The organism is Armatimonadota bacterium, assembly GCA_031459765.1.
Taxonomy (GTDB): Bacteria; Sysuimicrobiota; Sysuimicrobiia; order Sysuimicrobiales; family Kaftiobacteriaceae; genus Kaftiobacterium; species Kaftiobacterium secundum.
Genome location: JAVKHY010000012.1, coordinates 27,616 through 41,248 on the forward strand (window position 1 = coordinate 27,616; position 13,633 = coordinate 41,248).

Annotated in this window: 14 protein-coding genes; 7 read left to right on the forward strand and 7 right to left on the reverse strand. The window is 71.2% G+C overall.

Features of this window, described 5'->3' with window-relative positions; genetic code table 11:
* Window positions 1–94: 94 nt before the first annotated feature.
* Together QN141_11855 and QN141_11860 are read right to left on the reverse strand one after the other, a co-directional pair.
* On the reverse strand, window positions 95–1,159 hold the full coding sequence (locus QN141_11855) for a fatty acid desaturase (GenBank protein ID MDR7559170.1): 1,065 nt from the start codon (window positions 1,157–1,159) through the stop codon (window positions 95–97).
* On the reverse strand, window positions 1,156–2,472 hold the full coding sequence (locus tag QN141_11860; protein ID MDR7559171.1) for a cyclopropane-fatty-acyl-phospholipid synthase family protein: 1,317 nt from the start codon (window positions 2,470–2,472) through the stop codon (window positions 1,156–1,158). Before QN141_11860 ends, QN141_11855 begins: the two co-directional genes overlap by 4 nt.
* 140 nt (window positions 2,473–2,612) lie before the next feature.
* Between QN141_11860 and QN141_11865 the strand changes: the two genes are divergently transcribed.
* The gene (locus tag QN141_11865) at window positions 2,613–3,566 is read left to right on the forward strand and encodes an aldo/keto reductase (protein MDR7559172.1); all 954 of its coding nucleotides are present in this window, start codon (window positions 2,613–2,615) and stop codon (window positions 3,564–3,566) included.
* On the opposite strand, the gene QN141_11870 is transcribed toward QN141_11865, so the two are convergent.
* From QN141_11870 to QN141_11890, 5 genes are read right to left on the reverse strand one after another with little or no spacing between them, the layout of a single operon-like run.
* A complete protein-coding gene (locus QN141_11870; GenBank protein MDR7559173.1) occupies window positions 3,563–3,970 on the reverse strand; it encodes a nuclear transport factor 2 family protein in 408 nt (135 codons plus the stop codon). The two genes, QN141_11865 and QN141_11870, sit on opposite strands and share 4 nt — an antisense overlap.
* An 11-nt stretch (window positions 3,971–3,981) precedes the next feature.
* Entirely contained in the window at window positions 3,982–4,680 is a 699-nt protein-coding gene (locus QN141_11875; protein ID MDR7559174.1) for an ABC transporter ATP-binding protein, read from the reverse strand.
* A complete protein-coding gene (locus tag QN141_11880) occupies window positions 4,673–5,434 on the reverse strand; it encodes an ABC transporter ATP-binding protein (GenBank protein ID MDR7559175.1) in 762 nt (253 codons plus the stop codon). Before QN141_11880 ends, QN141_11875 begins: the two co-directional genes overlap by 8 nt.
* Window positions 5,435–5,437: 3 nt before the next feature.
* Complete coding sequence (locus tag QN141_11885) at window positions 5,438–6,382, reverse strand: branched-chain amino acid ABC transporter permease (GenBank protein MDR7559176.1); 945 nt, start codon at window positions 6,380–6,382, stop codon at window positions 5,438–5,440.
* On the reverse strand, window positions 6,379–7,251 hold the full coding sequence (locus tag QN141_11890; GenBank protein ID MDR7559177.1) for a branched-chain amino acid ABC transporter permease: 873 nt from the start codon (window positions 7,249–7,251) through the stop codon (window positions 6,379–6,381). The genes QN141_11885 and QN141_11890 overlap by 4 nt, the downstream gene beginning before the upstream one ends.
* Before the next feature lie 179 nt (window positions 7,252–7,430).
* Here QN141_11890 and QN141_11895 point away from each other — a divergent pair, with 179 nt between their 5' ends.
* Genes QN141_11895 through QN141_11920 form a run of 6 tightly spaced genes read left to right on the forward strand, consistent with a single transcriptional unit; the run spans window position 7,431 to window position 13,601 of the window.
* A complete protein-coding gene (locus tag QN141_11895) occupies window positions 7,431–8,663 on the forward strand; it encodes an ABC transporter substrate-binding protein (protein ID MDR7559178.1) in 1,233 nt (410 codons plus the stop codon).
* 2 nt (window positions 8,664–8,665) lie between these two features.
* Window positions 8,666–9,505 (forward strand): IclR family transcriptional regulator, encoded by an 840-nt coding sequence (locus QN141_11900; GenBank protein ID MDR7559179.1) that lies wholly within the window; start codon window positions 8,666–8,668, stop codon window positions 9,503–9,505.
* Complete coding sequence (locus QN141_11905) at window positions 9,505–10,764, forward strand: aconitase/3-isopropylmalate dehydratase large subunit family protein (protein ID MDR7559180.1); 1,260 nt, start codon at window positions 9,505–9,507, stop codon at window positions 10,762–10,764. The genes QN141_11900 and QN141_11905 overlap by 1 nt, the downstream gene beginning before the upstream one ends.
* Window positions 10,761–11,261 carry a 3-isopropylmalate dehydratase small subunit gene (leuD, locus tag QN141_11910; GenBank protein MDR7559181.1) on the forward strand — a complete coding sequence of 167 codons (501 nt, stop codon included), beginning with the start codon at window positions 10,761–10,763 and terminating at the stop codon, window positions 11,259–11,261. The genes QN141_11905 and leuD overlap by 4 nt, the downstream gene beginning before the upstream one ends.
* Complete coding sequence (locus tag QN141_11915) at window positions 11,258–12,121, forward strand: oxaloacetate decarboxylase (GenBank protein MDR7559182.1); 864 nt, start codon at window positions 11,258–11,260, stop codon at window positions 12,119–12,121. The genes leuD and QN141_11915 overlap by 4 nt, the downstream gene beginning before the upstream one ends.
* A gap of 13 nt (window positions 12,122–12,134) precedes the next feature.
* Window positions 12,135–13,601: a dihydroorotase family protein gene (locus tag QN141_11920; protein MDR7559183.1), complete on the forward strand. Its 1,467-nt coding sequence runs from the start codon at window positions 12,135–12,137 to the stop codon at window positions 13,599–13,601.
* The last annotated feature ends 32 nt before the right edge of the window (window positions 13,602–13,633 follow it).

A 13,633-nucleotide genomic window follows, 5' to 3' on the forward strand; every position in this document is an offset into this window, starting at 1 on the left:
CGGGATTCCTGCCGGGAAGTAGGGCGGGGTGCCCTCCGTCGAAGGCGGCGAAGGGCACCCCGCAGCTTTCCAGCAGCCGGTCGCGCCGGCGCGGTCACTCCAGCGGTGCGACGCGCTGCGGGTCGAGCCCGTGCCCCAGCACGCCGTACCGCTGCCGGGTGGCCGGATCGATGACCCGCACGTTGTCCAGATACAGGCGGGGCGTCTTCCAGAGCAGTCCGAGCGCGGTGAGGTACGGGAGTTCGTGGTAGCGGTCCGGCCAGAGGTGCTTGATCAGCCGCCGCACGTGGGGGAGGAAGCGCGCGCTCATCGCCGGGAAGACGTGGTGCTCGGTGTGGTGGCTGAAGTTCGAGAAGAGGATGTTGAGCAGCTTCGGCATCTGCAGGGAGAGCGAGCCGGCCAGCGGGTCGTCCTCCTCCAGCAGGGGGTTGAGGAGGTGGTTCGTGGCGATCATGGACATGACGATGAAGTTGTTCACCAGCAGCGGGATGACGAAGGCGTAGGCGAAGCGATCCCAGCCCAGCAGCCAGGCCAGCAGGGCCCAGAAGGCCATGCCGAAGGCGGTCTCCACCACGACCCGTGCCTTGATCGGACGCGGGTAGCGGTCGGCCAGCGTCCGGCGCAGCGAGGTCAGGCTGTGCACGGTGAACCAGGCGCTGAGCAGGACGAAGAAGAAGACGCTGCGCACCGGCACGATGCGGTGAAGCAGCCGCAGCCCCGGCCGCCGCAGGTATTCGTCGAAAGTGCTGTAGGCGTCCGGATCCTTGTCGTGGATCTGGGTGTGTCCGTGGTGTTCCAGGTTGTGCCACAGCCGCCACATCATCGGCGAGACGGTGACGGGAAGGAAGCAGAGGCCGGCCAGCAGGTCGCGCAGCCAGGGCCGCCGGATGATCGCGCCGTGCACGATCTCGTGGCCCAGCAGCTCCAGCGCGCTGAAGGCGATGCCGATGCCGATGGCGATGGCCAGCGCCAGGTAGACCGGCATCCGGAGGAAGGCCACGGCGGCGATCCCGGCAATGGCGGCGGAGCCGTAGACGATCATCCACAGCGCGCGCTGGGGGACGGGGTCGAAGACATACGCCGGCAGCCGCCGCCGCAGCTCGGCGACGTAGTAGCGATGCGGGTTCAGGGTCAGTCTGGGAATCGCGGGGATGTTCATCGCGTATAGAGGTCTCCTCTGCTCCAGGGTAGAGTCACGGTACCGGAAGCGTCCGGCCGTGCCAGTAGTGCCTGACAGACGCCGGTGCGTCCGGCGGTAAAGCCCTGCGCGGAGGCGGCCAGGTACAGCCGCCACAGGCGGTAGCGTCCCCTGCCGATCAGGGCCTCGGCGCGGTCCCGGTGCGCCTCCAGGTTCGCCAGCCACAGGCGCAAAGTCCGCGCGTAGTGCTCTCGCAGGTTTTCGACGTCCCGGACCTCAAACCCCACGGCTTCGGCCGCCCGGAGGCTTTCGCTGACGGGTTCGAGCTCCCCGTCCGGGAAGATGTGCGCCTGCATGAAGGATCTGCCCGGCCCGAAGCGCTTCCATACCGACGGCCGCGGCCGCCCCGTGATGCCGTGGTTCAGGAACAACCCGCCCGGGCGGAGCGCGTTCCAGGCGCAGCGGAAATACTCGGGCAAATGACGGCGTCCGACGTGCTCAAACATGCCGATGCTGACCAGCTTGTCAAAGGGCGGGTCGCGGACCTGGCGATAATCGCACACCCTGATCTCGGCGCGCTGCGTCAGTCCGGCGGCGGCCAGGCGCGCCTGGCCGTAGCGCGCCTGCGGCTCGCTGAGCGTGACGCCGACGGCCTGCACATGGTAGCGCTTTGCGGCGTAGAGCACCAGGCCGCCCCAGCCGCAGCCGATGTCCAGCAGGCGCTCGCCCGGCCGCAGGCGCAGCTTGCGGCAGATGTGCTCCAGTTTCGCCTCCTGCGCGGCATCCAGGGTCTCGGTCCCTGTGGGGAAGTAGGCGCAGGAGTAGACCATGCGGCGGTCCAGCCACAGGGCGAAGAAGTCGTTGCCGAGATCATAGTGGTGTCGCACGGCGACGGCGTCGCGGTGCTGGGAATGTCGCCGTCCCCGCAGGCGGGCCCTTGGGGGGATCGTTCCGGAGGCGGCGGTGTCCGGCAGCAGGCGCGCCATCGCCGCCGCCGCGAGCCAGTCCACGACGGGACGGGTGGAGGTCGCGTTCACCGCGGCGGCGACCGCGTCTTCCAGGCTGCCCTCGATCTCGAAATCCCCGCGGACGTAGGCTTCGCCGAGGGTCAGGTCCGTCGGGGGCAGGAGCATGCGCCGCAGCGCGCCGGGGTGGGCGAGGACCAGCGTGAAGCGGGCCTCCCTGCCCTCCGCCGGGTGGTCCGCCGGCAGCGTGGCGCCGGTCCACAGCCGCACGGGGAACTCCCGCGGCGCAAACAGGCGCCCCAGGATCTGCAGGGTCAGGCGGACTGCCCTCTCTTCCCCGACAACGGGTCGTGTCCTGCTCAGGGCCATCGCCCCATCCTTTCCGGTGACCCTTCCACTTCGCCCGCCATCCGGATTCTCCCGCCGGGGGTGAGGAAGCTTTTTTGTCTCGCTCCCCGGGGGCATGGGACCGGAGGGGAGCACCGTCGGGCGGCGAAGGACCGCCCTCGATGGACGACACCACCGGCGGCAGACAGACGATCACGCTCGGCCCCGGCGGACCGCGCATCGCCGCCCTCGGCGTCGGCACCTGGCCGTGGGGCGACCGCGTGTACTGGGGATTCGGGAAGGACTTCACCGCGGGCGACATCTACGAGGCCTTCGAGGCCAGCCTCCGGGCCGGGCTCACCTTCTTCGACACCGCCGAAGTGTACGCCGGCGGCCGCTCGGAGCGATTCCTCGGGGAGTGCATCCGCCGCACCCAGGCCTCCGTCGTCGTGGCCACGAAGTTCATGCCCTTCCCGTACCGCCTGACGGGTTCCTCGCTGCGCCAAGCGCTCCGGCGCAGCCTGACCCGGCTCGGTCTGCCCGCGGTGGACCTCTACCAGATGCACTGGCCGTTTCCGCCGGTGCCCGTCGAAACCTGGATGGCGGCGATGGCCGACGCCTACGAGGCGGGTCTGATCCGCGCGGTCGGCGTCTGCAACTATCCCGTGGGCCACCTGCGCCGGGCCCACGAGGCCCTGGCCCGCCGGGGAATTGCTCTGGCCAGCAACCAGGTGAAGCTGAGCCTGGTGGACCGCCGGCCGCTGCACAACGGCCTGCGGGAGACCTGCCGGGAGCTCGGCGTCACGCTCATCGCCTGGGGGCCGCTGGCCAAAGGCGCGCTCACGGGAAAGTACGGTCCCGATCGGCCTCCGCCCGGGCTGCGCGGGCGGCGCTACTCCCGGCAGTTCTTCCTGCGGCACGCGCCGCTTCTGCGGGTGCTGCGCGAGATTGCCCTGGCGCGCGGCAAAACCCAGGCGCAGGTGGCCCTGAACTGGTGCATCGCAAAGGGCGCCCTGCCGATCCCCGGGGCCAAGACAGGTGCGCAGGCCCGGGAGAACGCCGGCGCGCTGGGGTGGTCGCTCACCGCGGAGGAGATGGCCCTGCTGGACGGGGCGGAGGCGGACCCGCCCGGTTAGTCTTCGCCCGTCCGGCCCTCCGACGCGCGGCGGTGGAGGACGCCGGAGGCGTCCAGGTCGTTCCAGACCTCCTGGCGGAGGATCCGTTCCCCGCGCACCACGAAGCGGTCGATGTAGCGGACGCCCTCGAAGGGAACGCCGTGGAGGTTCTCGCCGTACAGCGTGCCCGTGGTGACGACGACCGCCGTCCCGTCCGGCCGCACGGCGACGTCCCAGGCGTCGTCGGCCTTTTTCGCCCACCGGTACCGCCGCGCCGCCCCGGCCGCCATCTCCGCGACCGAGGTGTACCGTCCGCCGGGAAACACCAGGACGGCCCCGGGGGCCAGATACCGCTGTGCCTCTTCCAGATGCCGCTCCTCGCACGCTTTCAGGTAGCGTCGGACCACTTCCAGCGGATCACGCATCCGGATCCTCCTCAGCCGCCGAGGTACGCCCGCCTGACCCGTTCGTCCCCGGCCAGGGCGGCGATGGCGCCTTCCAGGGCGATGCGGCCGTTCTCCAGGACGTAGCCGCGGTGCGCCACCGTGAAGGCCAGCTGCGCGTTCTGCTCCACGAGCAGGACGGTGGTGCCGGCGCGGTTCAGCTCGCGGATCGAGCGGGCCACTTCCCGGACGAGGACCGGGGCCAGCCCCAGGGAGGGTTCGTCGAAGAGGACGAGTTCCGGGGCCGACATCAGAGCCCGGCCGATGGCCAGCATCTGCTGCTCCCCGCCGGAGAGGCTGCCGGCGCGCTGTCCGCGGCGTTCCTGAAGCACGGGGAAGAGCGCGAACACCCGCGCCAGCGCGGGGGCGATGCCGCCTCCCCGCGTGTAGGCTCCCATCTCCAGATTCTCCTGCACGGTCATCTCGGCGAAGATCTGGCGGCCCTCCGGACAGTGGGCGATGCCGCCCCGGACGATGCGGTCGGGCGGCCAGCGCGTAATGTCCTGCCCCTTGAAGACGATTCGGCCCGCCCGCGGATGCAGCAGTCCCGAGATGGTCCGCAGGGTGGTGGTCTTGCCGGCGCCGTTGGCCCCGATGAGGGCGACGATCTCGCCCCGGCCGACCTGCAGGGAGATCTCCCGCAGGGCGGGGATCTTGCCGTAGTAGGTGGCCACCCCCTGGAGCTCAAGCATCGGGGCCCCCGCCCAGGTAGGTGGCGATGACCCTGGCATCGGTCCGGATCACCTCGGGCGGCCCTTCGGCCAGCTTCTCCCCGTGGTGCAGGACGACCAGCCGGTGGCAGTGGCGCATCAGGGTGTCCATATGGTGGTCCACCAGCAGGACGGTCACGCCCTGGGCCCGCGTCCGGTGGATGAGATCCATGCAGCGGTCCGCTTCGGCGCGATTCATGCCGGCGAAGGGTTCGTCCAGCAGCAGCAGGCGCGGTTCGGCCCCCAGGGCGACGGCGATCTCCAGGGTCCGCTGGTCGCCGTAGGAGAGGTCTTCGGCCGCCGTGTGCCGGACGGCTTCGAGGCCGGTAAAGGCGACGAGCTCGTCCACCCGGGCCTGCAGGGCGGTCTCCTCCGCGGCGGAGAGCCCGAGCAGGATGGGGCGCATCCCGCGGGGCAGCCGCCGGAAACACCCGAGGCGGATGTTGTCCTCGACGGTGAGGGTGGCGAACACCGTGGTGTTCTGGAAGGTGCGCACCAGCCCCCGCTGCGCCCGCTCGTAGGGCGGCCGGTGGGTGATGTCCTCGCCGCGGAAGCGGATCCGTCCGGCGGTGGGCGTCAGGAAGCCGGTGATCAGGTTGAAGGTCGTGGTCTTGCCCGCGCCGTTGGGGCCGACCAGGCCGAGGATCTCGCCGTCCTCGACGGCAAAGGACAGGTCGGCCACGGCGCGGAAACCGCCGAAGAACTTCGTCAGGTGCTCCACCTCCAGGATCGGCATCGCTCAGCGCCCCCGGCCGGCCGACCGGCGCAGGGCCCCCATCAGCCCCGTCGGGAGGAAGGCGATGGCCGCGATGAGGAAGGCGCCGAAGGCGATCTCCGCGGCCACCGGCGAGATGTTGCGCAGGGTATCGCGCACCACCGTGAGCAGCAGCGGGCCGACCACGGGACCGGCCGGGGTCCCCGCCCCGCCGATCATGTTCATCACGAACAAATTGAAGGAGTCCACGAACGTGAAGACCTCGGGACTGATGAAGGTGGCGTAGTGGGCGTACAGCGAGCCGGCCGCGCCGGCGATGGCGGTGCTGATGACGAAGGCCAGGACCTTGTACCGGTGGGTGGGAATCCCCACGGCCATCGCCAGCTGTTCCTCCTCGCGGATGGCGATGAGCGCGGCCCCCAGCCGGCCGCGGACCAGCCGGCCGCGCAGCCAGAGGACGCCCCCGGCGGCCCCGGCGACGAGGTAGTAGTAGTCCACCTTGGACCGGAAGGTGTTGAAGGTGTGCGCGCCCACCTGGGGCAGGCCGATGGTGGCGAAGGGGATGCCCGGCAGGCCCATCGGGCCGCGCGTCACCCCCACCAGACTGGTGAACAGCAGGGTCAGGATGATGCCGAAGATGAAGGTGACCAGCACGAAGTAGTGGTGCCGCAGGCGCAGCGACGGGTAGCCGATGAACAGTCCGGCGAGCCCCCCGGCCAGCGCCGCGGCGGCCAGAGCCAGGAGGAACGGGATCCGGTAGTGGAGGGCCAGCAGCGCCGAGGTGTAGGCCCCGATGCCCATGAAGCCGGCGTGCCCGAGGGAGAGGAGGCCGGCCGTGCCCATGAGGAGGTCCAGGCTGGCCACGAGGATGACGTTGATCGCGATGAGGATGAGCAGATGGCGCTGGGCGATCGTCGGGAAGACGAAGGGCGCGGCGGCGGCCGCGGCGAGAAGGAGGAGCCGCTTCACGGCGCCGCGGCGCCCCGCAGCCCCTGGGGACGCAGGAAGAGGACGAGGATCATCAGGATGAAGGCCACGAGGTCGCTGTACTCCGCCGCCACGTAGGCCGCGGTCAGGGTCTCGGCCAGCCCCACGATGAGGGCGCCCAGCAGCGCGCCCGAGATGCTCCCCATCCCCCCGAAGATGACGATGGCGAAGGATTTGAGAATGGCCAGCGCCCCGATGTGGGGGTCGAAGGCCCGCAGCGGAGAGACCAGCGCGCCCGCGCTTCCGGCCAGGGCCCCGGCCAGGGCGAAGGTCATGACGGCAATCCGGTCGGGGTTGATCCCGACCAGCGCCGCCGCGTCCCGGTTCTGGGACATGGCCCGGAGCGCCTTGCCCGGGCGCGTCCGCTGCAGGAAGAGCCAGACGGCCAGGATCAGCCCGGCCGTCACCAGGACAATGAAGAGCTGCTGGTGGGTGATCACCGCCCCGAGCACGACCGCTTTGCCGTCCCCGAAGGGCGAACGGATCAGGCGGTAGTCGGCCCCGAACACCCACAGGGCGATGTTCTGCAGGATGAGCAGGATGCCGAGGGCGGCGACGAAGGATGTGGCCCCTCCGGCCCGGCGCAGCGGGCGGTAGACGGCGAGGTGGTTCAGGACGGCGATCAGCGCCACCCCTACCATCGCCGCCGGGAGGGAGAGGAAATAGCTGAGCCCGGCCCGGTTGGTGATGTAGAAACTCACGTACGCCCCCAGCATGTACAGCGCCCCCTGGGCGAAGTCGGCGATCTGCATGACGCCGAAGATCAGGGTCAGCCCCAGCGCCATGAGCGCGTAGACGCTGCTGACGAAGGCCCCGTTGACGAGGTACTGGAGGAGGGTGACAAGCCCCATGCCTCTGGTGCGTTCGGTGTCCTGCGCGGCGCGTCCTTGCGGGAGGAGGGGGGCCGGCCGGCGTCCAACTCGGACACGCCAAGGGGACATGGATTGCTGTTCCACATGATGGGACGCAATGACGTCCGGGGGGAGGCAGGGGTATGGGGAGCGCAGGACGGAGAGCAGGGAGGCGCGCGGTGGGCCTGCTGGCCGCCGTGCTGATCCCGGCGCTGCTGGCGGCGCCGGGGGCGGGCGGGGCGGCGGTGGCCGACCGGGTGACCATCGGGTTCTTCCTTCCGCTGACCGGGGCGGCGGCGGCGGAGGGCAACGGTGTGCGCGAAGGCGCCGACCTGGCCGCGAAGCAGATCAACGACGCCGGAGGGATCAGCATCGGCGGCCGGCGCGTCCGGATCGAGCTCGTCTACGAAGACGACCGCTGCAGCCCCCAGGGCGCGACGGAGGCGGCGAACCGGCTCGTGGCGCGCCGCGTGGACTTCGTCGGCGGCAGTTTCTGCAGCTCCGCGGCGCTGGCCGCGCAGCCGATTTTCGCCCAGGCCCGTATTCCGCAGATCATCTACGCCTTCGCCACGGACCTGACGGGGGCGGCCCGGGAGAAGGCGGGAGCGGTCTATTCGGTCCGCCTCGGTCCGCAGGCCAAGATCGAGATGGCGCCGCTGGCCAAGTACGCCGTCCTGGCCAACAACCACCGGACCTTCTTCGCCATGGGGCAGAACACCGATTTCGGCCGGTCGATGGTCACCGAGTTCCGGGCCGTTCTGGAGAAGCTGGGCGGCCGGTTCGTGGCCGAGCCGGAGTACTTCAGCTTCGGGGCCACCGACTTCCGCACCATTCTCACCCGGGCCAAGGGGTCGGGTGCCCAGGCCCTGCTGGCCATCGGCCTCCTGGGCGAGATGATCGGGATCACCCTGCAGTACCGCGAACTGGGTCTCACCCAGGGGTTCTACGGCAGCGACCTGCTGGAGAACACGCCCTACATGGAAGCCGTGGGCGACCGGAATAAGGGGTTCTACTCCCCCTGGTTCTATGACGACGGCGTGGACGAGCGCCGGTTCCGCCGCTCCGAGCCGGAGCGGGAGCCGAAGACGATGGCGCTGGCCGTGCTCAAGGCCTTCGGCCGGCGGGCGACCCGGGACAACGGCTGGGGGTGGGGCACGGTGCACCTGGTCCGCCAGGCGATGGAGAAGGCCGGGACCACGAACAACATCGCGGCCGCGGAGAAGATCCTCTCCGGCGAGAAGTTCGTCCTGCCCTACGGGACCTACGGCTTCACCCGGTGCGGTCAGGCCGACATGCGGGCCGGCGTGGCGATGTATGAGGGCGGGTTCAAGAAGGTCCTCGTCACCGACCGCGACTACGCCAGCACGCCGCCCGTGGTCCTGACCACGGCGGATCTCTGCCCGCAGAAGTAGCGATGCGGCGCCGGGCCCCGGCGGGGCGAGGCAGTTCCACCCCGCGCTCCTTCCCCGCCGGGGGATCGGCGCGCGCCGCGGAGCGCACCCTGGACATCCTGCTGGCCTTTCTGCGCGAGGGCCGCGAGATGGGGATCTCCGAGCTGAGCCGGATTGTGCGGCTGCCGAAGGCCACGGTGCATCGGCTCGTCCAGGTTCTGGTCAGCCGGGGCTTCCTGGCGCGCGACCCGGCCACCGCAGGGTACCGTGTGGGGTTGACGCCCTTTCGACTGGGGAACCTCTTTCTGGCGCAGACCCACGTGCGCCAGGTCGCCCTGCCCGTGATCCACGAGCTCGCCCGTCGGACGGGAGAAACCGTGAACCTCAACGTGGTCGTGGACCGGCACCGGATCTGCATCGAGAAGGCGGAGAGTCCCCAGGACATCCGTCACGCCGTGGAACTGGGCCGCCCTCTGCCCCTGTATGCCGGCGCGTCGGGGAAGGTCCTCCTGGCCCACCTGCCCGAGGAGGAGATCGAGGCGGTGCTCGCTGCGGGGATCCACCGCTTCACGCCGCGGACGATCGTCGACCCGGCCCGCCTGCGGCGCAGCCTGGCCGAGATCCGGCGGCGCGGATATGCCGTGACGAGCGATGAGCGCGTGGCGGGGGCGTCCGCGGTGAGCGCGCCCATCCGCAACGGCGCAGGCCGCGTCGTGGCCGGGTTGACCATCTCGGGGCCGACCTACCGCTTCACGCCCGACCGGGTGCGAAGCTTCATCACCCTGGTCCGTGAGGGCGCCCGACAGATCTCTGCGGCCCTGGGCTACGGGCCGGCGGGTCTGCCCCGGGCGAGGGCGCGCTGATGGCCGCGGGGGCGATGACCCTCACCGAGAAGATCATCGCCCGCGCCGCGGGGCGCGACCGGGTGCGTCCGGGGGAGGAGGTCTGGGCGACGGTGGACCTGGCGGCGATGCACGACTCCTCCGGACCGCGGCGGATCGGAGAGACCCTGGCCCGTCTCGGCGGCCGGCTGTGGGATCCGCAGAAGATCGTCCTGGCCATCGACCACTTCGTCCCGGCCGCGAATCCCCGGCAGGCGGAGATCGTGACGGCGACACGCCGCTGGGCGCGGGAGCACCGGCTGCCCCACTTCTTCGACAGCGTGGGGGTGATGCACAACCTGTTGCTGGAGCAGGGTCTCGTCGGACCCGGCATGCTGGTCGTCGGCGCCGACTCTCACACCGTCACCGCGGGCGCCGCCGGCGCCCTGGCCGTCGGGGTCGGCGCCACCGAGCTGGCCACCGTGCTGGTCACGGGGCAGATCTGGCTCCGCGTGCCTCCGACGGTGCGCATCCGCTTCGAGGGGCCGCTGCCGGGCTACCTCACGGGGCGCGACATGGCCATGGAGGTCCTGCGGCGCCTGGGCGCCGACTTCGCCATCTACAAAGCGGTGGAGTTCGACGGCCCGGCGGTGGAAGGGCTGGACCTCGACGAGCGGGCGGTGCTTGCCAATCAGGCGATCGAGATGGGCGCCAAGAACGGCATCGTCCCCCCCAGGGGAGTGATCCTGGAGCAGCTGGAGTCCGCGGCGCGGGCGCAGGGACGGCCGGTGGCGGGCGACGAAGACGCGGTGCCCGAGCGCGAGTACCGGATCGCGATGACGGATAGCCCCCCGCTGGTGGCCGTCCCGCCCAACGTGGACCGTATCGTCCCCGCGGGCGACCTGGGCGGCATCGAGCTGGACCGGGTGTACATCGGGTCCTGCGTCGGCGGCAAGGCCGCCGACCTGCGCGCCGCGGCGCGCGTGCTGCAGGGACGGAAGGCGCGGATCCCGCTGCAGATCGCCCCGGCCACCCTGCGCGTGGTGCGGGAGACGCTGCAGGACGGTACCCTGCAGACGCTGCTCGAAGCCGGCGCCATCCTGCAGGCCCCGGGCTGCGGGGCATGCGCCGGATTGCACTCCGGGCTGCTCGGCCCCCGGGAGCGGTGCCTGAGCACGGTGACCCGCAACTTCCCGGGGCGCATGGGCGATCGCAGCGCGGAGATCTACCTGGCCTCGCCCCTGACCGCGGCGGCCTCGGCCGCAACCGGGCGCATCACCGATCCGAGGGAGCTCCTGTGAGCGGCGTCTACGAGGGACAGGCCTGGGTCTTCGGCGACCACGTCAGTACCGATCAGATTCTGCCCGGCGCGTTCCTGGACCGTCCGATGGAGGAGGTGGGCAGCGTGGCCATGGCCGGCCTGGATCCGTCCTTTGCCCGGCGAGTGCGACCGGGCGACTTCGTGGTCGCGGGGCTCAACTTCGGGTGCGGCAGCAGCCGGGAGGCGGCGGTGATGGCGCTCAAGCAGGTCGGGGTCGCCGCGGTCGTGGCCCGGTCCTTCGGCCGCATCTTCTTCCGCAACGCGATCAACAACGGCCTCCCCGCGGCGATCGTCCCGGAGACGTCGGGGATCCGCGGGGGGGACCGCCTGCGACTGGACCTGGCCGGGGGCACCCTGACCAACCTGCGCAGCGGACAGACGCTCCCCCTGCAGAGTCTTGCCGGGATCTCGCGGGAGATCCTGGAGGCCGGCGGCATCGTGCCCTACACCCTGCGCCGGCTGGGGCTCCCCCGATGACCGGGCCCGCGCTGCGGGAGCGGCTGTCGCGGCCGGAGATCCTGGTCGCCCCCGGCGTGCACGACGCCCTCGCCGCCAGGATCGCCGAGCGGGCGGGTTTCGAAGCCCTGTACTTCACCGGGGCCGGGTTCGCCTACACCCACCTGGGCATGCCCGACCTGGGACTGGTCAGCCTGAGCGAGACGGTGGCGCGGGTGGCGGCGATTGCGGACGCGACGCGCCTGCCCCTCATCGCCGACGGCGACACCGGGTACGGCAACGCGCTGAACGTCGGCCGGACGGTGCGGGAGTTTGAGCGGGCGGGGGCGGCGGCGATCCAGCTGGAGGACCAGACCTTTCCCAAGCGCTGCGGCCACCTCGCCGGCAAGACCGTGATCCGGACGGAGGAGATGGTGGGGAAGATCAAGGCCGCGGTGGACGCGCGGCGCGAGGGCATCCTGGTCATCGGCCGCACCGACGCGCGGGCCGTGGAGGGATTCGACGCCGCGCTGGAGCGCGCGCTGCGCTACAAGGAGGCCGGGGCGGACATCCTCTTCGTCGAGGCTCCGGAGAGCCGCGCGGAGCTGGAACGCCTGGCGCGGGCCCTGCCGCCTCCGGCGATGGCCAACATGGTGGAGGGCGGCGCCACCCCCCTGCTGTCGGCGCGGGAGCTGGAGGCGATGGGCTACCGGCTGGTGATCTTTCCCGGCGCGGCGGTCCGGGCCGCCGCGGCGGCCATGGTGCGGGTGATGGCCGTGCTGCGCCAGCAGGGCACCACGGAGCCCCTGCGGGAGTCGATGCTCTCGTTCGCGGAGCTGAACGATCTCCTCGGCCTGCCCGAGTTCCAGCGGCGCGAGGAGCGCTACCTCAAGGATCTCTAGCGGAGGCGGGGCGATGGCGCGATACGATCTGGCGGTGCTCAACGGCACGGCGGTCATCCCCTACACCGGCGCGGTGCGCTGCGACATCGGCGTCCGGGAGGGGAAGATCGCCGCCCTGGCCGAGGCGATCGATCCGGCGCAGGCGGCGGAGGTCGTGGACGCCCGGGGCAGGCTCGTCTTCCCGGGCGCGGTGGACTCCCACTTCCACCTGGGCATCTACCGCTCGATGGCCGAGGACGCCGCTTCGGAGACCCGCTCGGCGCTGGCCGGCGGGGTGACCACAGTGATCAGCTACTTCCGCACCGGGCAGCACTACCTCAACAAGAGCGGCCCCTACCGCGAGATCTTCCCGGAGGTGCTGGCCCTGACGGAGGGCCGCGCCCACACCGACTACGGGTTCCACATCGCGATCATGACCGGCCAGCAGCTGGAGGAGGTGGACTGGCTGGTCCGCGCCCAGGGCGTGGCCTCCTTCAAGTACTACATGTTCTACAAGGGCCTCAACCTCACCGCGGACAGCACGCGCGGCAGCGAGTACACCATGGCCGACAGCTACGACCTCGGCCACCTCTACCTCTTCATGGCCCAGGTCGCCGCCGCGGCGCAGCGCTACGGCCGCGCCGGACGGATCTCGCTGTCGCTGCACTGCGAGCACGCCGAACTGATCCGCGTCTTCATCGAACAGGTGAAGCAGTCGGGCCTCACCGGCCTCGAGGCCTACCATCGGGCGCGGCCCCCGCTCACCGAGCGGCTGTCGATGGCGGAGGCGGTGATCCTCGCCGACGCCCTGCGCTGTCCGGTGAACCTGCTGCACCTGAGCAGCCGGGAGGCGATCACCGCGGCCTCCGAGGCGAAGCGCGAGTATCCCCATCTGGACATCCGCCTGGAGACGACGCTGCACCACCTGGCGCTGACCTACGCCACGGCCGGCGGGATGATCGGCAAGGTCAACCCGCCGATCCGCACCGAGGACGACCGCCAGGCGCTGTGGGCGGCGGTCCTCGACGGCCGCATCGACACCGTGGTCAGCGACCACGCCTGCTGCTTCGAGGAGCAGAAGGGCGAGGACCTCTGGAGGGCGCTGCCCGGGTTCGGCGGGACGGCGCTGCTGTATCCCTATCTGATCTCCGAGGGCCATCACCGGCGGGGCCTGCCCCTGACGCGGATCGCCGAACTGGCCAGCGCCAACTCGGCCCGGGCCTTCGCCCTCTACCCACGCAAGGGAACAATCGCGCCGGGCAGCGACGCCGACCTGACGGTGATCGACCCGGACCGCGAACACACGGTGACGCCGGAGGTGCTGCTCTCCGCCCAGGACTTCACGCCCTTCGCCGGGATGCGGGTCCGGGGCTGGCCCACGCACACCATCCTGCGGGGCCGGGTGGTGTACGCGGACGGCAAGGTCGCCGCACCACCCCGCGGTCGCTACCTGCGGCGGCCTGTAGGACTGCACGACCAGCAGCCCGCCCCGACACGGTGAAAGCCGACAGCGACCGGACGGGGCGGCGGTGA